This window comes from Gordoniibacillus kamchatkensis, from assembly GCF_000829455.1.
Classification (GTDB): Bacteria; Bacillota; Bacilli; order Paenibacillales; family NBRC-103111; genus Gordoniibacillus; species Gordoniibacillus kamchatkensis.
The window spans coordinates 74,182-97,115 of sequence record NZ_JXAK01000003.1 but is presented as its reverse complement, the minus strand read 5'-3'; the positions used below and the strand labels follow the sequence as shown (position 1 = coordinate 97,115).

20 protein-coding genes are annotated in these 22,934 nt (G+C 56.8%); 4 read left to right on the top strand and 16 right to left on the bottom strand.

All coding sequences use genetic code 11. The annotated features are described in order from the left end of the window. Positions 1-6: 6 nt before the first annotated feature. Complete coding sequence (locus SD70_RS02845; protein WP_041045461.1) at positions 7-1,305, bottom strand: phytoene desaturase family protein; 1,299 nt, start codon at positions 1,303-1,305, stop codon at positions 7-9. 252 nt (positions 1,306-1,557) lie between these two features. On the opposite strand from SD70_RS02845, the gene SD70_RS02840 reads away from it, so the two are divergent. Next, a complete protein-coding gene (locus SD70_RS02840) occupies positions 1,558-2,964 on the top strand; it encodes a SpoVR family protein (RefSeq protein ID WP_041045459.1) in 1,407 nt (468 codons plus the stop codon). 131 nt (positions 2,965-3,095) lie between these two features. On the opposite strand, the gene SD70_RS02835 is transcribed toward SD70_RS02840, so the two are convergent. The 5 genes from SD70_RS02835 to SD70_RS36745 all read right to left on the bottom strand — a co-directional run bounded on the left by SD70_RS02835 (position 3,096) and on the right by SD70_RS36745 (position 9,322). Then, positions 3,096-3,977 (bottom strand): carbohydrate ABC transporter permease, encoded by an 882-nt coding sequence (locus tag SD70_RS02835; RefSeq protein WP_052486992.1) that lies wholly within the window; start codon positions 3,975-3,977, stop codon positions 3,096-3,098. A 13-nt stretch (positions 3,978-3,990) separates the two neighbouring features. Next, positions 3,991-4,959, bottom strand: a complete 969-nt coding sequence (locus SD70_RS02830; protein WP_041045457.1) for an ABC transporter permease — start codon at positions 4,957-4,959, stop codon at positions 3,991-3,993. A gap of 81 nt (positions 4,960-5,040) precedes the next feature. Continuing rightward, positions 5,041-6,687 carry an extracellular solute-binding protein gene (locus tag SD70_RS02825; RefSeq protein ID WP_041045455.1) on the bottom strand — a complete coding sequence of 549 codons (1,647 nt, stop codon included), beginning with the start codon at positions 6,685-6,687 and terminating at the stop codon, positions 5,041-5,043. A gap of 233 nt (positions 6,688-6,920) precedes the next feature. Further along, a complete protein-coding gene (locus SD70_RS36750) occupies positions 6,921-7,169 on the bottom strand; it encodes a helix-turn-helix transcriptional regulator (protein WP_197080917.1) in 249 nt (82 codons plus the stop codon). Beyond that, the gene (locus SD70_RS36745) at positions 7,061-9,322 is read right to left on the bottom strand and encodes a PDC sensor domain-containing protein (protein ID WP_052486991.1); all 2,262 of its coding nucleotides are present in this window, start codon (positions 9,320-9,322) and stop codon (positions 7,061-7,063) included. The genes SD70_RS36750 and SD70_RS36745 overlap by 109 nt, the downstream gene beginning before the upstream one ends. 252 nt (positions 9,323-9,574) lie before the next feature. Between SD70_RS36745 and SD70_RS02815 the strand changes: the two genes are divergently transcribed. Then, the gene (locus SD70_RS02815) at positions 9,575-10,033 is read left to right on the top strand and encodes a RidA family protein (RefSeq protein ID WP_041045453.1); all 459 of its coding nucleotides are present in this window, start codon (positions 9,575-9,577) and stop codon (positions 10,031-10,033) included. A gap of 215 nt (positions 10,034-10,248) precedes the next feature. Here SD70_RS02815 and SD70_RS02810 read toward each other — a convergent pair whose 3' ends face one another. From SD70_RS02810 to SD70_RS02780, 6 genes are all read right to left on the bottom strand, one after another. Continuing rightward, the gene (locus tag SD70_RS02810) at positions 10,249-10,638 is read right to left on the bottom strand and encodes a DUF350 domain-containing protein (RefSeq protein ID WP_041045451.1); all 390 of its coding nucleotides are present in this window, start codon (positions 10,636-10,638) and stop codon (positions 10,249-10,251) included. Continuing rightward, complete coding sequence (locus SD70_RS02805; protein ID WP_052486990.1) at positions 10,638-11,321, bottom strand: hypothetical protein; 684 nt, start codon at positions 11,319-11,321, stop codon at positions 10,638-10,640. The genes SD70_RS02810 and SD70_RS02805 overlap by 1 nt, the downstream gene beginning before the upstream one ends. Beyond that, entirely contained in the window at positions 11,318-12,535 is a 1,218-nt protein-coding gene (locus SD70_RS02800; RefSeq protein WP_041045449.1) for a glutathionylspermidine synthase family protein, read from the bottom strand. Before SD70_RS02800 ends, SD70_RS02805 begins: the two co-directional genes overlap by 4 nt. 863 nt (positions 12,536-13,398) lie before the next feature. Beyond that, a complete protein-coding gene (locus SD70_RS02790; protein ID WP_041045447.1) occupies positions 13,399-13,611 on the bottom strand; it encodes a hypothetical protein in 213 nt (70 codons plus the stop codon). 166 nt (positions 13,612-13,777) lie between these two features. Then, positions 13,778-14,005 (bottom strand): hypothetical protein, encoded by a 228-nt coding sequence (locus SD70_RS02785; protein WP_041045445.1) that lies wholly within the window; start codon positions 14,003-14,005, stop codon positions 13,778-13,780. A 118-nt stretch (positions 14,006-14,123) separates the two neighbouring features. Further along, positions 14,124-14,390, bottom strand: coding sequence for a hypothetical protein (locus SD70_RS02780; protein WP_041045443.1), 267 nt, complete (start codon positions 14,388-14,390; stop codon positions 14,124-14,126). A gap of 371 nt (positions 14,391-14,761) precedes the next feature. On the opposite strand from SD70_RS02780, the gene SD70_RS02775 reads away from it, so the two are divergent. Then, a complete protein-coding gene (locus SD70_RS02775) occupies positions 14,762-15,532 on the top strand; it encodes a DUF2087 domain-containing protein (protein WP_041045441.1) in 771 nt (256 codons plus the stop codon). A 57-nt stretch (positions 15,533-15,589) separates the two neighbouring features. Here the strand turns inward: SD70_RS02775 and SD70_RS02770 are convergent, their stop codons facing one another. The 4 genes from SD70_RS02770 to SD70_RS02755 all read right to left on the bottom strand — a co-directional run bounded on the left by SD70_RS02770 (position 15,590) and on the right by SD70_RS02755 (position 20,783). Next, positions 15,590-16,390: a DUF817 domain-containing protein gene (locus SD70_RS02770; protein ID WP_041045438.1), complete on the bottom strand. Its 801-nt coding sequence runs from the start codon at positions 16,388-16,390 to the stop codon at positions 15,590-15,592. Next, entirely contained in the window at positions 16,387-16,983 is a 597-nt protein-coding gene (locus SD70_RS02765) for a TetR/AcrR family transcriptional regulator (RefSeq protein ID WP_231571013.1), read from the bottom strand. Before SD70_RS02765 ends, SD70_RS02770 begins: the two co-directional genes overlap by 4 nt. A 130-nt stretch (positions 16,984-17,113) precedes the next feature. Next, positions 17,114-18,652 carry an ATP-binding protein gene (locus tag SD70_RS32755; RefSeq protein ID WP_052486987.1) on the bottom strand — a complete coding sequence of 513 codons (1,539 nt, stop codon included), beginning with the start codon at positions 18,650-18,652 and terminating at the stop codon, positions 17,114-17,116. Between the two features lie 181 nt (positions 18,653-18,833). Next, entirely contained in the window at positions 18,834-20,783 is a 1,950-nt protein-coding gene (locus SD70_RS02755) for a DUF2334 domain-containing protein (protein ID WP_041045436.1), read from the bottom strand. 441 nt (positions 20,784-21,224) lie between these two features. On the opposite strand from SD70_RS02755, the gene SD70_RS37480 reads away from it, so the two are divergent. Next, positions 21,225-22,277, top strand: a complete 1,053-nt coding sequence (locus SD70_RS37480; protein ID WP_041045435.1) for a M15 family metallopeptidase — start codon at positions 21,225-21,227, stop codon at positions 22,275-22,277. The last annotated feature ends 657 nt before the right edge of the window (positions 22,278-22,934 follow it).

The window sequence follows — 22,934 nt, the reverse complement described above, 5'->3', positions numbered from 1 at the left end:
TGTCACTCACACCACTATGGTTTCCCGCCCGGACTTACGGACTGCCTCCATATCCTTTAACACGCGCCGCGCCGCTCGTCTTCCGCTTGCCGCCGCAGCATCTGCCAAATTTTCTCCATGGGTAGCCCACTCTCCCGCCACGTAAAGCCCTGCAATTTCGGGTACGGCCGGGCCCGGAAATCGATCTTCCCTGCCTAAGTTCATAAAGTCGTAGGCTACCGCAATATTGGGGAGGTATTGCCTGGCGACGACTTCCTTCTGCCAGCCCGGTTGGATCAAGTCCAACGTCCGTTCGAGGAATCGCTCGTCAGCTTTTGCATCCGTTCCGCCAGTGCCATTTTGTTTCGTAATATTCACCACCGAAGTGCCATCTTCACTTAGTCGAGTAAATTTCGATTGATTAATGAAGTACACGGGTTGATCAAGACCCAAAACCGCAAAATGATCCGGTGCTGAAAGCCGCTTCAAAGAAAGAGTCAAACTTGCCGCCTCAATGACACGAGCCTGTTCTTTCCAGCGTAAAACCGACTTGCAACCCGCATCTCCCAAGAGCCGGGACGTTACTGCCGGTGGGATGGCGGAAATCACATGCGTGACGTCCATCTCCTGGCCGTCGGCAAACTTTATTTTACGAACGGCCCTATCATGCTCGATTGCCGTCACGTTTTTTCCTGTGATCATGGAGACGCCCGACCGAACCGCTTTTTCGTAAAGCTGATCAACTAAAGTTTGCCAGCCATCTTGAATATAGACAATGCTATTCTTTTTGGTCGTGCGTGCTATAGAACGTAGGGCGGGACCAGCCAGCTGGTGATCTATGGCTTGTGCGTACGAATTGGTCCTTAGCATTGCATAAATGATATGACGAGTCATCGGATCGCTAAATTCTTGTTCAATATAGCTTCGCAGACTGATCGCCGGCACTGAATCGGCATCGAATTTCGTCAACGTTTTAAAAAACTTCATAAACTGCATCTTACCTGACCAGCTCAGTTTTCGCGAGAGCAAAAAATTATACATATGGGTTACCTTATTGTCCCATAGGAAGGATACGTTCGTCCCGGGAGACCCTCCTTCCATTCTTATACCAAAATCTTGAAAGATTTCATGCAATGCCCCTCCCTTGATTATGGCATGCGAGCCAATATCGAAGATAGCCCCGTTTTTCTTGACAGATATTGCCCGACCGCCAAGCTGGCTGGACTTCTCGAAAAGGATAACGGACTTGCCTGCCTGGGCCAAATCAATCGCTGCCACCAAACCCGCAATGCCTCCACCAACGATTGCCACATCAAATTGTTTCATCGTCCATACCTTCCTTCGCTGTTTAGTCTTTCATGAACTAAGATGGAGGGTGTAGCGGATTTGTGACATGATTCGTTAATCTTTCTTTGGGGGGAAGTTCTTCCGATAGTTCAACAGTAAGCCATCCTTCGAAGAGTTGCATTCGTATTCAACAAACAGTAACCGGCGGCCATCAAAATGCCCAAAGTTGTTTTCAATTGCTCCTCCCTTCATACAAATACAATATGGCTCTATTACGGGAGGGGAAGCAGCATGAACAAGGACGAAATCGCGCAGCTCGAGCGGGCCATCGAGGAAATCACCGACATCGCCAAAGGCTTCGGGCTCGACTTCTATCCGATGCGATACGAGATTTGCCCCGCCGACATTATTTACACGTTCGGGGCGTACGGCATGCCGACACGGTTCAGCCACTGGAGCTTCGGCAAAAACTTCCACCGCATGAAAATGCAATACGATTTCGGCCTGAGCAAAATTTACGAGCTCGTCATCAACTCCGATCCGTGCTACGCCTTCCTGCTCGAGGGCAACTCGCTCATCCAGAACAAGCTTATCGTCGCGCACGTCCTCGCCCATTGCGACTTTTTCAAAAACAACGCCCGTTTCTCGCGCACGAACCGCAACATGGTCGAGAGCATGGCGGCGACCGCCGAGCGCATCCGCGGCTACGAGCTCGAATACGGCGTCGACGAGGTCGAGGCGTTCATCGACGCGGTGCTGGCGATCCAGGAGCACATCGACCCGTCGCTGACGAAGCCGTACCGCGAGTCGGAGCAGCGCTACGACAAGGCGCGCGGCCGCAGCGGCGGCAGCAAGGCAAGCGAGACGCACCAGGCGGCCAAAGCCCGCCGCACCGGCTACGAAGACTTGTGGGAGCTCGACGACCGCGCCGCCGGCAACGCGGACAAGGATGCGGAGCCGGAGAAGCGTTTTCCGCCGCAGCCGGAAAAAGACTTGCTGCTGTTCATCGAAGAATATTCGACCGTGCTGGAAGATTGGCAGCGCGACATTGTGACGATGCTGCGCGATGAGATGCTGTATTTCTGGCCGCAGCTGGAGACGAAAATCATGAACGAAGGCTGGGCGTCGTACTGGCACCAGCGCATCTTGCGCGAGCTGGATTTGACCGAGGACGAGACGATCGAATATTCCAAGCTCAACTCCGGCGTCGTGCAGCCGTCGCGCCACAGCCTGAATCCGTACTACCTCGGGCTCAAAATTTTCGAAGATATCGAGAAGCGGTGGGACCGGGACAAAATTTTCGAAGTGCGCGAGTTCGACTCCGACCAATCGTTCATTCGCAACTACATGACGAAGCAGCTCGTCGAAGACCTCGACCTGTACATTTTCGAGAAACGCGGCCCGGAATGGAAAATTACCGACAAATCGTGGGAAAAAATTCGCGACCAGCTCGTCTATTCCCGCGTCAACGGCGGCTTCCCCGTCATCTACGTCAAGGACGGCGACCATGCCCGCCTCGGCGAGCTTTATTTGATCCATTCGTACGAAGGCGTCGAGCTCGATCTCAAATACGTGGAACGGACGATGCCGTACATTTACCGCCTGTGGGGCAGGGGCATCCACCTGGAGACGGTCGTGGAAGACAAAAAAGTGCTCTTCACCTACGACGGGAAGAAGCACCAGAGGCGGTTTTTGTAAATGGAAATAACCGGGAAATTGACCTATAGCGGAACTACGTTCCGTTAAGCCTTAACCGAATATGCCGGATATGGAAAAATGGAGCGGCCCCCCCTGCCGAAAGCGGGTGCCGCTCCATTTTCGCATACAACTCAACCCTTCAGCGCCCCGACCATGACACCTTTGACGAAGTACTTCTGCACGAACGGGTATACGCACAAGATCGGCACGGTAGCGACCATGATCGTCGCGTACTTGATCGTCTCCCCGATCTGGAACCGGTCCGCGTTCGAAGCGTCGGTAGCCATGCTTTCGGTCGAATTGGAGATCAGAATCTCGCGCAAAATGAGCTGCAGCGGATACAGCTTATGGTCCTTGATGAAAATGGCGGCATAAAACCAGCCGTTCCACTTCTCGACCGCATAGTACAAAATCATAACGGCGATGACCGGCATGGAAAGCGGCACAATGATCCGCATCAGGATCGTCCAATGGTTCGCTCCGTCGATTTTGGCCGATTCCTCGAGACTGTCCGGCACAGCTTGAAACGCCGTGCGCATAATGATCAGGTTGAACGTATTGACCGCGAACGGTATAATCGTTGACCATAGCGAATCGATCAGCCCGACGCCTTTCACGATCAAGTACAGCGGGATGAGGCCGCCGCTGAAAAACATCGTGAGCACGATGACGATCATGAAAAAGTTGTTCCACAGCACGTTTTTGCGCGACAGGACGTAGGCGCCGAGGGCGGTGACGATCAGGTTGACGGCGACGCCGAAGACGAGAATGAACAGCGTGTTGCGGTAACCGGTCAGAATGCCGGGGTTTTTGAACACGCCGGCGTACGCCTCCAGGCTGAAACCGAGCGGAGCGTACAGAAAGCCGCGGTGGGCGACGAGCCGCCCGGCATCGCTGAACGAGGCGAAGGCGACGTAAAACAGCGGATACAGCGTCACGATCACCAGCACGAGCAGCAGCGCATGAATGAACCAGCCGAGCAGCGTATCGAACAAGCCGAATTCTCTTCTCATATACTCGCCCCCTTTACCACAAACTGCTGCTGCTCAGCTTGCGCGTCAAACGGTTGGCGGCGATGAGCAAGAGCAGGTTTACGACGGAATTGAACAGGCCGACCGCCGAGCTGTAGCTCCAGCCGAATTCGAGCAGCCCTTTGCGGTACACGAACGAAGCGATGACGTCGGCCGTCTCGTAGGTGACGGAATTGTACAGCAGAATGATTTTCTCAAAGCCGATATTCAGCAGGTTGCCCATGCGCAGAATGAACATAATGGCGATCGTCGGCATAATGCCGGGCAGCGTAATGTACCACATCTGCTTCAGCCGGCTTGCGCCGTCCATGCGCGCCGCTTCGTACTGCTCCTGGTCGATGCCTGTCAGCGCGGCGATATAAATAATCGACTCCCAGCCGATTTTTTGCCAAATTTCGGACAAGACGTAGATCGGGCGGAACAGTCCCGGCTTCTGCAGCATCGCTTGGCCGTCGTACCCGAAATGCGTGAGCAGATTATTGATCACGCCGTCGTTGTTCGTAAAGCTGACGATCATGCCGCAGATGACGACGAGCGAAATGAAGTGCGGAATGTAGCTGACCGTTTGCGCGAAGCTTTTGAAATAGCGGCTGCGCACCTCGTTGAGCAGCAAGGCGAGCACGATCGGCGCCGGAAAGCCGAACAGCAGCGTATAGAAGCTGATCAAGACGGTATTTTTCAAAATCCGCCAAAAATAATAGGAGCTGAAAAAGTCTTTGAAATTGGCGAGGCCCACCCAGTCGCTGCCGATGATGCCTTTGATCGGAGTGTAGTCCTTGAAAGCGATCAGCGCGCCGTACATCGGGGCGTAATGGAAGACGGCGTAATACAGGACGACCGGCAGCATCATCAGATACAAGTATTTATTTAATGCAAAATCGCGGACGAACCGCAGCCCGAAGCCGCCCTGGCGGCGGGTTCGGACTCCGGCGGAAGCCGCAGCTGGCGACGCGGTCTTGGCCATCCGTCTCTTCCGCTCCTTCCTGCTATGTCTTAGTGAGCAGCGAAGAGAGCCGGCGCTCTCCCCGCTGCTTGATGTGCTGCTTTACCGCTTGTTGTAACGGTCGAGAGCCGCTTTCTCGATTTCCAGCGCACGGGCGATTTTGAGTGATTTCATCTTGTTCACGTACGCATCGAAGCTGTCCAGCGATTCGGCGCCGAGAATGATTTTGAGCGTCATCTCGTCGACGAGCGTGTTGACGTCGTTCATAATTTTGGCGAATTCGGTGCTTTCTTCGGGCGTCGGCGTAATCGGCGGCAGCTGGTGCTTGTCGACGTCCGTCTTTTGCCACGTGGCAACGGCGTCGCGCTGCGTTTGCAAGGCCAAGTACTGCTCGATGTAGCGCTTATCCTGCACGAAAGGCCCGTTGTAGTTGCCGCGGATGTAGAGGCCCATCGCTTGCGACGGAGCCAGCTTATCAGGGTTCTTCATCAGCAGATCGGTATAGCGCGGATAGCCGTTGTCCATCTTGTAGCTGACGCCTTCCTTGCCGAAGTTGAAGAGCATGTGGCCCGCTTCCGTATACCCGTAATCGAGCATCTTAACGGCGAGCTCCGCGTTTTTCGATTTGGCGGATATCGCTACCGCACCGGCAGTGGAATAAGCGAAATCTTTTTGCCCGAACGGGGCGATATCGCCCTTTTTCAGCACCGGGTACGGAGCCCCGATGAGCACCGCCTTCGGATCTTTGCCCTGCACGATCGGCTGCCAGCGGCCGATGCCGCCGCCTGCGTTGCCGACTGTCGCTCCGGTGGCGTTGTTCGCGAAGTTGGCGTCCATCGCCTTCGTGTCGACAGTGGCGATGTTTTTGTCAAGCAGCCCTTCGGCATACCATTTGCGGAACGTCGCCAGGAAGTCTTTGTAGCCCGGCTCCATCGGTCCGAATTTGATCGTGCCGTTATCGAGGTAAAAGTCCTTGGTCACGCCGAATGCGCCGGCGAACGCCCCGTTCGTGAAATCGTTGAGAGGGCGGGGCTGGCCGACGAACGAAATAGCGGCAGTTGCTCCCTTCTTCTCCTTAAACGCCTTCAGCGCCGTATACCAATCGTCGATCGTCTCCGGCACCGGCAGCCCGAGCTCGTCGAGCCAGTCCTTGCGGATGATCGGGCCCTGGAACACTTTCAAATAATCGTCGCCGCGGATGAACGGGAACACGTAGTAGCTGCCGTTATCGGTTTTCACCATCTTGTCGACTTCCGGATGCTCCTTCAAATATTTCATCAAATTCGGCGCGTTTTTGGCCAGCAGATCGTTCAGCTTCAATATATAGCCGTCCTTGATCGCTTTCTCCGGCCCGCCGGGGAAGCCTTTCGCCCAATCGAACTCGATGAGGTCCGGCAAGTCCCCGGTGGCGAGCATAACCGTAAGCTGCTCCTTGCCCTTCGTCGCCGGTATCGTCGTGAATTTGAGCGGCACGCCGGTCTGCTTTTGCCATTCCTGGAAAAACGGCACTTCCTCCAAGGAGCCTTTCACCCCGGTCAAGTTGCCCGTGAGCTCCGCCCAATACGTTAACGTCTTGTCGGTCTTCAGCGGATACGTGACAGCCGCGGATGTCGTCCCGGCGGCTGCGGCGGGAGCGTCTTTGCTTCCGCCAGCGGACGGCTGCTCGGACTTGCCGCCGGACGAGCAAGCGGCCGTCAAGCCGCTCAGAGCCAGCGCTGCGGCGAGAACAGGGATAAGCTTCTTTCTCATGTACGGACCTCCTAGTGCGAATTTGTTTATTTTCTTATTTTCCGGAGGATGCCGGCACGCTTGCGGCCGATTTCCTCGCAGCTTTATTTTATGTTAGCGCTTACAATTCAACTATCTCGAATATCGCCAAACGAATCGCGAAAAAGAAAGAAGCCGATCGGCAAAATATCCAACCGCTTCCTTACAGTCCGTCATGAGAATCATCAATTTCGCCAATCCGATCGGCAAAATGTTCAGCCGCTGGCCGCATCCCCGCCGCTCTTCCACCCTGCAGCCGTTTCTTTATATTTGCCCGGGGTGATGCCTTCGTATTTCTTGAACGTGCGGATAAAGGCGTTGACGTCGTTAAAGCCGACGCTACCCGCTATTTCGTTTACGTGGCTGTTCTTCGCGGCGATGAGGCGCTTGGCCGCTTCGATCCGCGTTTTGTTAATAAAGTCGAGCAGCCCTTCTCCGGTATGATCTTTGAACAGCTTGGACAAGTACGTCGCTTCATATCGAAGTGGGCGCCGATCATCGAGATGTTCAGATTCGGATCGTGGTACCGCTCGCGGATGAGCGCCGCGATGTCCCCGATCCGATTGTTCAGGGCCGCTTGCCGGCTCGCCTGCAGCTGATGCTGCCGCTTCGCGGCCGTGTAGTCGCACACCGTCTTCAGAAACTGCGTCATTTGCTGCTGCATGTCGCGAATCGTCTCGCAGGCGGTAAGCCGCTTGATCAGCTGCGGATTTCGGACGAGGAAGCTGTCGTGAATGTTGCCGAGCTCGCTGACCGCCTTGATCATCGTGCTGACCATGTTCAGCATCAGGCATCTGGCGAAGGCGACGGAAACGGCCGGGCGGTCGAAATTGCCGGCAATAATTTCGTCCAGCGTCTGCTTCGCCTTGTCAAAATCGCCGATTTTCAAATAATTGATCAGCTGCTGCTCCACCTGCAGCGGGTAGTAGTAGCCGAATCCGCTCTCTTCCGACGATAACCGGCGCAGCGCTTCGTAAGACAGTATTTCCTTGCTGCCCACGACGAGCTTGTATTCCATAGCGTCCAGCGCTTCCTGATACGCTTGCGGGATCCCTTCGATGCGGCTGTGGACGGAGCTGATCGACAATGTGAGATGAATGGCGTAATGGTCGGCGAGGAAGCGCTGCGCTTCGCGCGCGATGCGCTGCAGTTCGGCCCCGCGCTCATCGCTTGGCGTTTGCCGGAAATTGACCAGACACGCGAGCGAGTCGTCGATTTCGGCCACATAGCCTTCGTTATGCTGAGCGACGATTTCTTCAACCACATTGGTAATAATAAAATGCAGCAGCCTCCGCTTGTCGCCGTACTCTACGCCTTCGACTGTGGCGTAAAATTCCTCCGCGGACTCTGCGTAAAGAAGGATGACGGCAAAATCGTCGGAGACGAAGCGCATATGGAACGCGGCGAGCGACTCGGCGACCGGAATCGAGCCGTCGGGCCTGCCCTTCAGCAGCCTCGCCAAAAAGTTGCTGCGCAAAATGTGTTTCTGGCGCTCCATCTGCAGCTGCATCGTATCCATTTTAACGAGCGTCTTGTCAAACGCCTGCTGCAAAAATTGGAACTCGTTCCCGCCCGCTCCGCCGAAGCCGAGATCGGCCTTGCCGGAGAACGCCTGAACGAGCCGGCGCACCGGGTTGTAATTGCGGCGCACGAAAAACGTCATCAGCAAGACGCCGCCAAGAATGCTGACCGCGCTGCCGGCGATCGTCAAATTGCGGATCAGCTCCGCCTTCCCCCAATACAGCGTGCTCGGAATCATGGAGACGTATTTGAGCCCCGAGCGTTGCGATTTCATGTACAGCACTTCGTAATTGCGGTCCTGGATGGTGGCGTACACGATCCCGGAGGACGACACCATTTTGTCGAAGGGGATCGCCTGTGCCGCCGCTGCATCCGAATTGGACACGAGTACGCGGTTGTTCTCGTTCAAAATGAACACGTGCCCTTCGCTGAACAGCTCCACGTTCTCGATCGCGCCAAGCATGCGCTCCTGATCGACCATGATGACGTTGGCGGCGGGAGAGCTGTTCTTGTCGAGCGTGTAGGAGCTAATGTAGGCGACGCTTTTGTGCACGGCGCCTTGATCGTCGATCCGCTCGACCGGCACGAAGCCGTGGAAATCGTTACGGCCTACGGTGCCGAGCCAATCCTCGTAAGAAAGCGATCCGCCGCCGTGCAGCAGGCTGTACGCGTAAGCGCCTTCACGAACCTTTGACGGCATAATGACGGTGTTGGATTTTTTCAAATAGATGTAGAAACTGTCGATAAGCGTGTAGGCGGATTGGTAGGTTTTGAGATCTTGCGAAATTTGGTAGGTGTCGTAATTGTAGTCGGCGGGGTGGGCCAAATATTTGTTGGAGTATAGCAAGTCTTGCACGCGGACGTTCCAGGTGATTTCGAAATTGAGGCGCTGCATCGCCTGAAAATAGTTGTCCATTCCTTCGCGCACTTGGCTGAGGAGGGAGCTGTTCGCCTGATGGATTTCGCTCTTCAGCGTGCGGCTGGACACCGTAAAGACGTAAAAACTGATCACGAGCGGAAGCAGCAATATCGCCAAATAGGAAATGAGCCAAGTAAGCACTACGCTGCGGCGGCGAACCAGCATTCTTTTGAACACGGCAGTTCCCTCCTCTTGCGAGTCTACTTGTATTTTACCTTGTCGACCCGGCGCTCGTATAGATCAATATCGAGCTATGTTGACACTGGCCCGTTTCGCGGGTATTATGTTTCTAATTATAGGAAAAGCTTCTATTCGGAGCCTTTTGCACGATGCATGACCCTGCGGAAGAGGTAGCTTTTCATGCCGAATCAGGGAGCACTTCAGAAAGTTTATACATTCTGATTCGGTTGGAAGGAGATGGTGGCGGACATGCCAGACGAATCGGTGGCGGAGAGACTGCATAGGCTTGGGATCGTGCTTCCGGAAGCGAGCAATCCCGTGGCAAATTATGCGAATTTCGTGGAGATGAACGGCTTTCTTTTCGTATCGGGCAAAGGGCCGTCCGGGAACCCGCGGGGCAAGCTCGGCAAAGAGTTCACGACCGAGCAAGGGTACCGCTTTGCTCGCATGGCCGGCATTGAGGTGCTTGCCGTCGTCCAATCCGCGCTCGGAACGCTCGACAAAGTAAAAAGAGTCGTGAAAGTGCAAGGATTCGTGAATGCCGACCCGAACTACGGCGAGCATCACATCGTGATGAACGGATTTTCGGATTTGATGGGAGAAGTGTTCGGGGAGAAGGGCGTCCACGCCCGTTCCATATGCGGGGCAGTGACGCTTCGCGACAACTTGCCCCTCGTGGTCGATACTATTTTTGCGGTGGAAGAGTAGAGAGTACGTGGAAATACTCATGGCGGCTCGGTAGGGAGCCGAAACGAGATAGGTTGATCTTTACGGAAAATGCGGAGCGGAGGGTGGAAATGATCCGAAGCGACGCAGGTCGCCTAAGAAAGTATGGCTGCGCTGCGGATTGCCCTATTTTCCCCAAAAAAAAGGCCGTCTCCATCCGGAGCCGGCCTTCCTTCGCGACAGCCGCGGCCGACGTATCAGACGATGAGGCTGGATACCGCGAAGGCGACGCCGATGTACACGCAAGCCAGCAGCAGCCCGACGGCCTTGTTGCCGTCCTTCAGCTGATCGGATAGCTTGATGCCGGGCGTCAGCCAATCGAAAATCCAGTACGACAACACCAGGCATGCGTAGCCGACCGCAAACCAAAGCGCCATATGCCCGATCGATGAGTTCGTATACGCCGCCACGCCGAGAATAATGGCGATGCCGAGAAATTGCCCGCCGAACGTCAGCCCGACGGCAACGTTGCCTTTGTTCAGCTCCTCGATATCGTTGAACGGGGTCATTTTGCTCAAAATGACCATGCCGGCGAGCTGCAGCAGCACTATGACGACAAAACTGACAAAAACGTTAACGGCCGTCATCACGACGCCCACCCCCTGAATTTCGGATACGCCTTATCGTAATCGTTGAAATCGTGCACGATTTCGAGCGACGCTTTCACCTGCTTTTTTGTCTTGAAGTCGTTGTAGCGCGCCTCGTCGATCGGCTGCTTGACGTTTTGCCCGGACGGGAGCGTGATAACCGCAAATTCGCGGTATTTGCCGTCGAGCTCGGTTTTGTATACGCCGACGAGCTCCACGTCCGTCTGCACCGTTTCCTTCAGCTTGCCGAGGTCGGCGCCCGCCGCATCTTGCTGCCGGAACGTTTTGATCGGCTTCCAGGCTGTCAGCGTGACGTCGTTCTTCCCGTCCGCCTGCGTCGTCATTACCGCGTTCATGACCGACAACACCCATACGGAATCGCCCGTTGCGTAATTGTCGTCGTTAGGCACCAGCTCGTTGTCCGGCTGCAGCGACATGTCGCCGTTAATGAGGTCGCCGACTTTTTTCTGCTCGACTTTGTAATCCCACGGAACGACCTTGCTCGCTTCCCCTTGCTTCGCCGTCTGCGAAGCCTGGACGCTCTTCGTGCCAGACGAACCGCCCGGCGGCATGGCGGCGTTCTTGCCCTTGTCCTTGGAGCCGAACGAGCTCGCCACCGCCGTAATGATGACGACGATGAGGACGCCGATCAAGACCGCGCTTACGATCCGCTGTGCATTCATTCCCTAACCCCCATCGCTACAAAATGACTCGCGTTGCCCGTAATGAGTCCGCCCGCCCGTCCGACAATGCCGCACGGCTCCCCGTCGATGACGAACATGCCGGTGAGCAGCCGCATCGGCTCGGCGTGCAGCCCCACTTCCGGCAAATCGGCCCGGGCCTGATAGACGCGCCGGAACCAGCGGCTCGTATCGTACCCGTCCGCGTCGCGCGCATCAAGCTCTCCTTTCGCGCCGTACAGCTCGACAGAGCCTCCTTCGCGGCCGAACATCGCCTTCGAAACGTAATTGCCCGCCAGCACCGGCTCGTTGTACGTGGGCAGCATGTAAGCCTCGATCGCCTCATGCTCTTCCGGGCTGAAAAGCGGTACCCCGATCTCGTGCAGCCCCCAGATGACGGCCTGCAGCCCTTTGGACTGCAGCAGCACGGCGTGATACGAGTTGGAAATCGCGACATGGCCGGTTTCCGCCGCGTAAGCGAGCGCCTCGCCGCCGTCGTCGATCCCCATCCATTCTTTCGGGTACAGCATAAATATCCGCTCGATCGGCTGTCCGTCGCCGTCCTTCAGTACGCCTTCGTCGATCGACAGCGACAGCGTGTCGAGGCAGCGCATCGCACGCCCGCTATGGCGGACGAGCATGTCGATCGTCCCCGAATCCTCGAGGTGCGTGCCGTAGCCGGCGCAGCAAGCCGCCTCCGGCTGCTCGGCCGCCCACGCCCGGCGCAGCAGCTCCGGCATGCGCCCGTTGACGCAGCGCACGCCTTCCGCGGCGTGCTGCGCGCACAGCCACGGCGTCGCTACGGACGCTTCGACGTATGCTGTCGGCGTGTCCGCGTTAAGCTCCAGCAGCCTGATGCCGCCGCCGGACGACACCGAGAAGTCGAATCTGGCGTAACGGCTCAGCCGCCCCGGCTCGCTTAGCGGCAGCCGGTCCAGGCCGTCCCACAGCACTTCGGGAACGGACAGCAGCTCGTACAAGTCACGACGTCCGTGCACGAACCGCGCCGCTTTGTCGAACACTGTCCAGAGCAGCGTCGCCGCGTGTACAAGCCGCTCGTACGTGCCCTTGTCGATTGTTACGAGCTGATCGATCCAATACGGCTGGCCATCCTGATCGGCCCATGTAAACCCGAGCTTCCGCAGTTCCTCCACTCGAGCCGGGCGATCGGCCGCGGGTTCGGAGACGACGCGGAACACATCGCCTTGCTTGCTCATCGCCGCCTCCTTTAGCCGCCGGACGACGAGCTGAAGCCGCTCGAACGGCGCCGATGCTGCCGGACGACGCCGACGAGCTTTTCGACGAGCTGGAGAAGCTGCCGCTGGACGTCGAAGTCGACGGCGCCTTCGTGACCGGATGACGAACGGAAGATGAGGAGACGGAAGTCGCGCTGCTGCCCGCTTTCGCCGCGGATCCCGTTGAAGCCTGGCTCTTGCCCGTCGAGAACGAGCCGCTTGACGCCGACGTCTGCGGCGGCCGCACCGCCGAGCCTGCGACCGGCTTGCTCCGGAACGTGTCGGAGTCGTAGGATCGCGCCTGATAAGGCTGGCTGTTGCCCGCGTACACCGTAGAGTGCGACTGGCTCCACGAGCTCGTCGAAAAGACGCCGCCGTTGCCGACCAGCAAATGGTACAGCAGCAGGTCGTCCCAGCCGATCCCGCCGCCTCCGCCGGAATGGACGATCACCGTGTTCGTTCCGCCGCTGCCGCCGCTTGACGCCGCGCCTCCGGCGCCCGCGGCTGCGCCTTGTCCCGCCGCTGCGGCGCCATCAGGCTTCTTCCCGTCCGGGAGCGCAATATTCCAGTCGATCGCCGGATCGTAATAGCTTTTGACGGCTTCCGACGACCATTCCACCAGCTTCGGCTGCGGTTTGCCGGCGCCGTCGCCGCCTTCCGCGCTGACGGCGGGCACGGCGAGCAAATTCGCCGCAAGCGCCACGCCGAGCGAGGTAGACAGCACCTTCATCGGCTTGCGGCCGGATTTCGCCGGGCCTGCGCCGGTGCCTTTTTCGCCGCGCTGCTCTTCAGGTTGCTTCATGCTTGTATCCTCCGTTCTTGTAACGCTCCGTGTCACTGCCGCCCTAATGCCGGACCTCCGCCGCCACCGGAACGACGAGCACTTCCAGCGCTCCGGAGTCGAGGTTCAAGCGGCCTTCCAACATTTCGTACTCCTGGCCGTTCACTACAATATAGTTCGCATGCTCCAAAGAAGCGAGAAGCTCCGCCGTCCAATTCCGTTCGTCGATAGCGGCCGGCTCTCCCGCCGCCAGCTTTTGCATCAGTCTGACTTTCATCGCGCGCCTCCAAATCGTTCCAGTAGTCGATTGCATACGACTTAACCTGTTATTTTCATACGAACGGAACAGCACAAAAGTTGCAGTAATTCGACTCCATTGCCCATACTACAAAAAAAATCCGCCACTCCACGAAGAAGGAGCGGCGGATTTTGTCGGCTATACTTCAATATAGCGATAACGCTACGGTATCTTGCTCGTTGAAGGCGTGCAAGATCGCTTCGTTGTCGATGATTTCAATGCTGATCAGCGTATCGAGGCACAGCTTGACAGCTTTTTTGCCGCTGACCAGCTTGCGGTTGAGCGTCTGGGTCAGCAGGTTCATTGCTTTATCGCTAAACTTGGTGAAATAGACGGGAATTTTGCGGTCTTGCACGTTAATGAGCAGCTTCATTCCGGCAACCTCCTTCACGGATCCCTTCGATACTACTACCAAAACCTAGCATCATTGTAATAGAGAAATCTTAAAAAGAGATGAAATTTTGTTATCAATTTTATGACAGTTACGACAACTACCGCTCAAGCCTGGACATCGCCGCCTGCACAAGCTCGTCGAACAGCTCGTCGTCTTCCTCCAGCGCCGCTTCCACCGCCTCGATATGCGCTTCCTCTCCGGATTCGCGGGCGAAATTCAGGCTGTATGCCCAGTCGTTGGCGTTCTTGCTCTGCAGCGTTATTTCATAAGCGTGCGGATGGCCTTCCGCCGCGAATTCGACATGTCCCAAATAGCCGTCCTGCTTCGAGTACGACATGTCCGCCGTATCGATCCGGATGTTCATGCGATGTCCCTCTTTCTCGGTTACGTTTGCTTACCATATTCTACCTAACTTTATTCTCCTCCATACACGATTTTTCCTGCCGGCGGAGCATATAAAAAAACGACAAATCGGCATACAACCGCGATTTTGACAAAAGTGGCGGCCGCTTCTTGAAGGCTGCTTTCCGGGTCGCCGGTTCGGGGCGGCTTAAGTCAGATTGCAGTACGGGTGGGCGCGATCGGTTGGCCAAGCACTATGGGCCCCCGCCCGCGGAGCGCGATCCGATGGGGGACGAAAATGGAAGCAAGGCAAACAAGTTTCCCTTTCGTTGACATTCACACAAACGAACTATATGATCGTTTATACATAAACCAAACAAGCAGGTGATTCGATTGAACGATCAAATATCGGATCTGTTCTGGTCGGCGACGGTCGAGGAATTGAAAAGGGGCTACGTTCGTGTTGCGGAGACGGACAGCTTCGTCTGCCTAGTATGCGGGCGCTCTTTTGCGCGCGGCATCATCTATAAGGATGGAGATACGTTCTACGAAGCGGAAAAATATGCCGAAGTCCACATCCGCAAAGAGCACGTCTCCATGTTCCGCTACTTGCTGCAGCTCGACAAGAAGCTGACCGGCCTTACGGACCTGCAAAAAACGCTGCTCGACTGCTTTCACCAAGGCCTCAGCGACGCGGACATCGTCAAAAAGCTGGGCGGCGGCAGCAAATCGACGATCCGCCACCACCGCTTCACGATGCGCGAGAAGGAGAAGCAGGCCAAGCTGTATCTCGCCATCATGGAGCTCGCGCAAACGAAGGCCGAGCCGTCGGGAACTTTCATCAACGTGCCAAGAACGGCAACGATGCTGGACGAACGCTATGCGATTACGGAGCAAGAGAACGAAGACATTCTCCTCTCCTATTTCAAGCAAGGGCCGGACGGACCGCTTGACCGCGTACCAAAAAAGGAAAAGCGCAAGGTGGCCGTGCTGAACCATATCGCCGGCAAATTCAAGCGCGGCGTCAAGTATTCGGAGAAGGAAGTCAACGACGTGCTGAAGCAGGTGCATGACGAGGAATACGTGACGCTGCGCCGCCTTCTCATCGAGTACGGGTTTATGCATCGCCTGGACGACGGCAGCTCGTATTGGTTGAAGGATTGACGGGAGAGCTGCCGCCGGGCGCGTATCCGGGGCCTGCGAGGCGAAGCGGGCCGGGACTCAGGCGTGCGGCGGCAGCTCCACCCCGGAGCGGCGGCTCAGCCCGCGTTTGACGTGTTTGAGCTGGGCCACGATGATGAAGCTGACGATGACGAGCAGAAACCAGGAGCTGAGCTTGCCGAGCGACACGAACGTCCACGCGGCTTCCTGATTCGGATAACGCCAGGCGCCGAGGAACGTGCCGATATTTTCGGCGAGCCAGACGAAAAAGCCGATGAGCAGAAAGCTCAGCGTAAGCGGCATGCCGTAGCGGGCGCCGCCGACCCGGAACGTTACCGACGTGCGCACAAAAACGGCGAACAACAGCGCCGTCAGCACCCACCGCAAATCGGGAATGTAATGATGGGTCATGAAGTTCAAATAAATGGCGGCGCCCAGCGGAACGGTAAAGTAAGAGCGCGGCCAGTGCAGCACCTCGACGTCGAGCCGGCGCCACGCTTGGCACAAGTAGCTGGCGACGCTGGCGTACATGAAGCCGCTGTACAGCGGAACGCCGCCGATTTTGGTGTAGGCGTCCTGCGGATAAGTCCACGAGCCCATCCGTACTTTGTATAGCTCGAGGGCAAGGCCGATCAGGTGAAAGACGCAAATCACTTTCAGCTCGTCGAGCGTCTCAAGCTTCGTGCGCACCATGAGCCACTGCAGCGCAATGCAAATGATGAGCATCGCGTCGTACCGGGGAACGTGCGGAATCGGCGCGATCTGGAGAAGGAAAAGGGCGGCGAAAATGGCGGCCGGGAACAGACAGGACAGCGCCTGCTGCATGCCGAACCGCCATAGCTGCGCGAAGAAACGGATCATTGCCGCAAATACCGGAACAGCATGTCCTCCATGCCGTTCATCAGCCCCTTGTATTCGTCCTGCTCCCCGTGGCTGAGCAAATCTAAAGCGATGCCGTCGCGCAGCGCCCAAAACATCGAGGCTGCGACACGTTCGTCGGCGTCGGCACGGAATTCGCCGTTCCTTTTGCCTTCGGCGATGAGCTCGGTCATGAACGCGAGCGCGCTTTCGGCGTGCTTTTGGATGGCGGCTTTAAGCTCTTCCTGGCGAGACGCGCGCAGCGAATATTCGATATGGAAGCTGAGCAGGCGGCGCAAATCGCCGAGCGGCTGGTCGGTCAGGCGCCGGATGAGATACCGCAGCTTCTCCGCCGCGGACGTCTCCGGCCCGAAGCTCCCGCGCAGCGATTGGGCGAACCGGTTCATGCGGCTGTCCATAATTTGCGTGTAAATGTCGTCCTTGCTGGTGAAGTAATTGTAAATGGCGCCCTTGCTGATGCCCAGGTGGCGCACAATATCGTCAATCGTCGTCGCGGCGTACCCTTTCTCCGCGAAGATGTAGAGCGCTCCTTCGAGGATGGCGGCGCGTCGTTCTTCCTTGTAGGCTTCGGTCACTCTCGGCAAGCGGTATTCCTCCTTCATTAGAACGATGCGTCCCTAATTCTGACTATACCGTGCGGCGAGGATGGAATGCAACCGGGCCCGCCCGCCGGGACGGCGCCTAAATGTTGGTTGAAGCCGTATTTTACATGGCCGCCTGATTGCTGGATTCTTTGAATATCGCTTGCTGCAAAGTGCTTTCGACCGTGATTTTGTCCGTTAACTCCTTGCCGATATTGAGGATCAGCTTGGCCAGCTTGGCCGAGATTCCGGTTAGCACGGCACTGCATCCCATCAGCTGGATGCCGTCGATAATCCTCAGCAGCAATTTGAAGATTTCCGCATCGAGCACGGTCGTTCCCGACAAATCGATAAATATTTTTTGAATGCTGCGATGTTCAAGTTCTTGAAGCAACTTGTCTTCCATGAAACGGATGCGGCTTTCATCGAGCGTTCCGATGAGGGGCAGTACGGCGATTCCATTGAAAATCGGTATGAGGGGAACGTTCAGCTCGTCAATGATGGCCTGCTTTGATTTCAGGATTTCGTCCCTGTACTTGGTGAAGCTTACGTTGAAATGGATAATGAAATTGTCCAGAGCGTCGCTGATCCGGTCGGACAATTCAAACACTTCTTCCGCCGAGATGCCTATGTATAGATGATACTGCCGCAAAAACGACCAGGTCACTTTGCGCAAGGCGTAAAACCATTCCATCTTCGTCATGATCGGCACGTCGGATTTCGCCCATGCCAGCCCGCGTTCCTGGGCAAGCTGGATGATTTCCTGGGTCAAGCCGTCATGAACCAAAGACATGATTTGATTCGCATGATCGACCAAATCCCGGGTCGTGACGAATTTGAGGCCGGCCACGATTTCGAACGTCGTTTTCGCTTCGGCTTCCAATTGCTTGTTGAACAATAGTTGATTGGCGGCAAAAAATTGCCTGACGTCCATTGATTTGTCGATGACCAAATGGGTTTGCATCCGATCCTCCAGCGTTTTATTAAGCAGCGGGATATGAAAGGTGAACTTCGTTCCCTCATTTTCGACGCTTTCGACTTGAATCGTGGCTTTATGTTCGTTGAAGGCCGCATATACTTGCGGCAATCCGAGTCCTGTTCCGATATCCGCTTTCGTGGAGAAAAACGGGGTTCCGAGCAGCTCCAGCTTGTCCTTCGGTATCCCTTTGCCGGAGTCGCGAATGCTGAAGCACACTTTATCGCCTTGTTTGAAGTGCTCGACAGTTATCGTGCCTTCGCCTTCGATCGCTTCAAACGCATTTTTAAACAAATTGAAAATGGCCCGCTTCAGCTGGTTTCGTTTGCCGTAAATCAAGCAGTTCGTATTGTAGAACCGTTTTTCGACTTTTACCCGGTACATTTCGTTGTGAAACAACGACAAGGTGCCTTCGATGAGCTGGCACAAGTTGATCTCGGAAAGCTTTTCGTCATTCATTTCGGGTTTGGCGACGACCAGCAAGTTTTGAACCGTGGAAATGGCTTGTTCCAATTCGGAGTTGATGACATCCCAATAGCGGCTCTCGTATTCTTTTTGCATCAGCTGCAGGAAGCCTTTCACTGCCGTCAGCGGATTGCGAATTTCATGAGCGATTCCCGCCGATATTTGTCCGATAGTAGACAGCCGCTGCTGCGTGTCGTCCGGTTTCTTATCGTCTTCAATCATGTGGAAAGGCTCCGTTCTTTATCATTTCTTAATGTTTATTCTAGCTGTTTATTCTAGCATATTCCGGAAAATTGCGCATTAGTACCTAAGGGACTATTTCGGCGGAGAAATGTGCCTGGCGCCGCAGGCAAAAAGGCCGCGATGACCGGGCAGGGCGGCATCACAGCCTTTTTCCATCAGCTTATTTCCCGGCCAATACCGGCGACAGCCTCGTTTCGTATGACAACGCCGCATCGGCAACGGGCTCGTCATGTTCGAACAGGGCGAGGTCGCTCTTGCCGTTGCCGTCCAGATCGGCGACCGCGAGCTTGCCGCCGACGCCGCCCCACGGGCCGAACGACGACAGCAGCGCGAAGCTGCGGTCCGGCCCTTGCAAGTAAACGGTGTACGTACGCCGCTCGGTATCGAAGCAAACGGCATCTTCGCGACCGTCGCCGTTAAAATCGCCGAGCGCCAGCTCGCCTCGTTCGGCCGGCACGCCGAGATCGGCGGTTTGCATCGTCCAGCCCAGCTCCTTGAGATCCGGAGTGAAGCCGACGAGCGTCGACGAATCCCGCCGCGACAGCACGAGCGCCGGCGCCTCCGGACGCCCCAGCCCCCCGGCGTCGCTGCTGATCATGAATCTTTTCTCATGCTTCGTTTTGAAGCGGAACGGCGTGAGCGGCTTGGCTGTGTCCCCTTTCACGTATACGCCTTGCAGCGCCGATTGGTCGGCAGCCAGCGCAGCTACGACGAAGCCGCCTTTCGTTTGCGGCAGCACAAACAGTTCCCGCGCCGCGCCCAGCGACACCTGCCACGTCTGCTTCAGCGCTAACGCTGCACCGCTATTGGCGTATCGCTCCAACACTTTGCCGGAGCCGCGCAGCACCCACAGGTCGCTGAAGCGGTCGCCCCGCGCGTCGCAGAGCGCCATGACGGAGCCTGGCGCATAAGGGATCGTGGCCCAGCGCTTCGCCTCCGGCGCCGCATCGTAACGGTTTCTCCCCAAAGCGCCGGAAGCGGCAGTTACTGCGCCGCTCGTCCGCTCCCACCGTATCAGATCGGCGGCCGCATCGCCGTCGATGTCGCCGAGCAGCGCCTGCTCGCCGCCCGGTACGCCGAGCGACGCCATCGCCGCCGGCGTAAACGGTACATAATCGTGAATGGAATAGAACAAGTAGCCTCGCGCCTTCAGCTTCGCCGCCAGCTTCTGCAGCAGCGTGCGCGCCTTGTCCGGATACCGGTACTCCGGTATTCCGTCGCGCAGCACGGGCAGTCCGGCATTATCCGTCACCTGCTCCAGATGCTTGAATTCGAGAAATGGGTGGTAGAAGAAGGAAACGATATTTTTCGATTTGCCCAGCTTGTCGAGAATCAAGTTTTCGTCTTTGTTATACGGTATATACGAAAACGGCGTCGGCACGTTCACCGCGCCGAACCCCCGCCCTTGCAGCCGCTCGCTGCGATATTGCGCCTCCGGCGCATTCCGGTTCGCGTGCACGTCGGCTTGATACAGCAGCCCGAAGTAACGGCGGAATTCGGCGTCCTGCTCGGCCGTCGTATGATAATGCGGCGCCTCCCAGAAGCGCGGCGGCAGTCCCGCAGCGTTCATAATCCGCAGCCCTTCGCGCAAGCGGGCGTCGGCGTAAGCGGCGGCGTCCGTATCTGGCAACCCCTCGACGTTGAATTCGTTGCCGATGCCCGATTCCTGAAACCCGTCCTTGCGCGGTGCGTTGCCTGCCTGGTGCGTATAGCCGTGCATCCCGACCGACGCGCCGCGCTGCACCGCGGCGCGCAGCACGCGTCCGAACGCGGCGGTCAGCGGGTCGCCCGCATCGTCCAGCGACCGGTCGTAGACGGAGCCGCCATCGCCATAGTTCAGCCAACGCGGAATAACGGCCAGATGAACGGGAATGTTCCGCGCCTGCATATATTCAATTACGGCCCGCAGCTTGCCGAGCTGCTCCAGCGAGTCATACTGCCCGCCGGGGCCGACATCCTCGAGCCGCAGCATGACAAATTTCGGCATCGTCGTCTCGCCGACGGCGGTAATCATCGCCTCGTCGGGGACGAGGAAAAAAAGCAGCAGCGCTGCAACCAATACATGCGATAGCCGACAACGATAAATCCGCGGCTTAGGGCGACGCGCCATCGGCACATTCCTCCTCTGATTGTAAGCGCTTCCGATTGCTGTAAACCGAAGCGCTGCGCTGGTCGAAGTTTGTCGTTTTTGATTCGACGCCGAAGCGGCAAGTTCCTGCTGCCATGCGTTCACACAATGTGGATTTTTATGGAACGGGAACGCGAATGCCGCCGGCCGGTTGCCTATAATCGAGAGCTGCGGCAGGACGCAGGATGGCATATGGGGCGCAGAGCGACTTTTGAACTCGCGTTCCCGCCTTTTGGTTCATTCATGGGAACGCGAGTTCAACGGAGCCGCAGCCCCATATGCCGATCCGGAGTTCTGCCGCCCTTCTCGCCGTACGCCAGGCATTTTTAAGGTAAAATTAAGGTGCCTTCGGGAAATCGTGCTATAATAAAACCTTGTCATCATGCGATCCACCGATCAACCGCACGAAAAGGAGCTGCTCCCGTGAACCGATTACCGCTCGCCCGCAGGACCGCCGCTGCTCTGCTGTTGTCTGCCGCCCTACTGGCAGGATGCAGCAAGGCGGCTCCGAGCCCGTCTGACGCAGCAGCGCCGCCCGCCGGCGCCACTAAGCCGTCGGGCTCTTATATCGCACTGGCCGTCGAGCCTGGAACGTTGTCTTTATCGCCTGGAGCGAAGAAGCAGGTAACCGTATCCGGTGTCAAAAAAGATCAGAGCAAACAGCCGCTAGCCGGCGACAAAAGCTTGACGCTCAGCTCCAGCGCGCCCGACATCGTAACGGCGGCGGCCGACGGAACAATTGCTGCATCCGCCCAAGCGAAAACCGGGCAAACGGCCATCGTCACCGTCCAATACGGCAGCCTCAAGAAAGACATTCCGGTCACCGTCAAAACGTCGCTCGACGATACGATCGCCACTGTCGGCGGGGTGCCGACCGTAACGAACCCCGACGCGCTCGACGTCGTCGTCAACAAGCAGCGCAGCATGCCGGGCACATACATACCGAAGCTCATCGAGCCGAACGTGCCGTTTACCTTCAAGGAAAAGAGCGAGAAGCGCATGATGCGTCCCGAAGCGGCCGGAGCGCTCGAGCAGCTGTTCGCCGCCGCCAAAAAGGACGGCATTCAGCTGTACGGCATCTCCGCTTACCGCTCGTATGCGACGCAAAAATCGATCTTCGGCGGAAACGTAAAATCGCAAGGCGAGCAAACGGCGTCCCAATTCAGCGCCAAGCCCGGACAGAGCGAGCACCAGACCGGCCTCGCCATCGACGTCGGCGACGGCAATCCCAAGTGCGCGGTCGAGCAATGTTTTGCCGATTCCCCTGCGGCCAAATGGCTCGTCGCTCACGCTGCCGATTTCGGCTTCATTATCCGTTATCCGAAAGGCAAGGAATCAATTACCGGCTACGAGTACGAGCCTTGGCATATTCGCTACGTCGGCGTCGACGTGGCGAAGGAGATCGCCAAGCAGGGCATTACGCTCGAGGAGTATTTCCAGGATGCCGTCGCCGCCGGTACGAAGCCGAAGCAATAGCGGAGAAGCTGGGTCCCGCAGCTGAGCAAGGATGCGACTCTAGTATGCAATCACCGCCTGCCTATAGCCGCCAGGCGCAATCGCACGCCGCATGTGCAGGGCACCGGAACGAATCTGCAGCTTTATACTGTGAGGCACAATGCTCTCCACCGCCAAATGTCGCGGAGGGGAGCATTTTTGCGACGGTCCGGTTCTCGCCCGGCAATCGCTCTAGCAGCAACTAGGAAAACTCTATCTAAAATCCCGGCTATTCTCAGAAATCCGGGAAAATGGTAAAATCATTATGAGATTGTAACAGGTTGATTGAGAGGGCGGGCAGAGGCCTGATCCGGAGGGCGGTTCCATTATTAGGATTGCATGAGCTCCATGCCCGCACGCCGCAGCGGAAATTACCTTAGCAGCGCGACCTTAGAGGAACGTTGTTCCGTTATTGCACGCATAAAGTGACACCGGCTGCACCTTAACGGAACGAGGTTCCGCTATCGGTCCGGAACAAGAGCGATTCCCGTTTAAAAGGCGGTAATAACGTACCGCTGTTCCGCTAATTTCGGGAAATCCCTGGGAAATGGAACGATAACGGAACAATTTTCCGCTATCGGACGAGCGACCAACCGAAGTTTTCCAGCTTAATAGAAATGCCAAGCAAAACTGCAAATT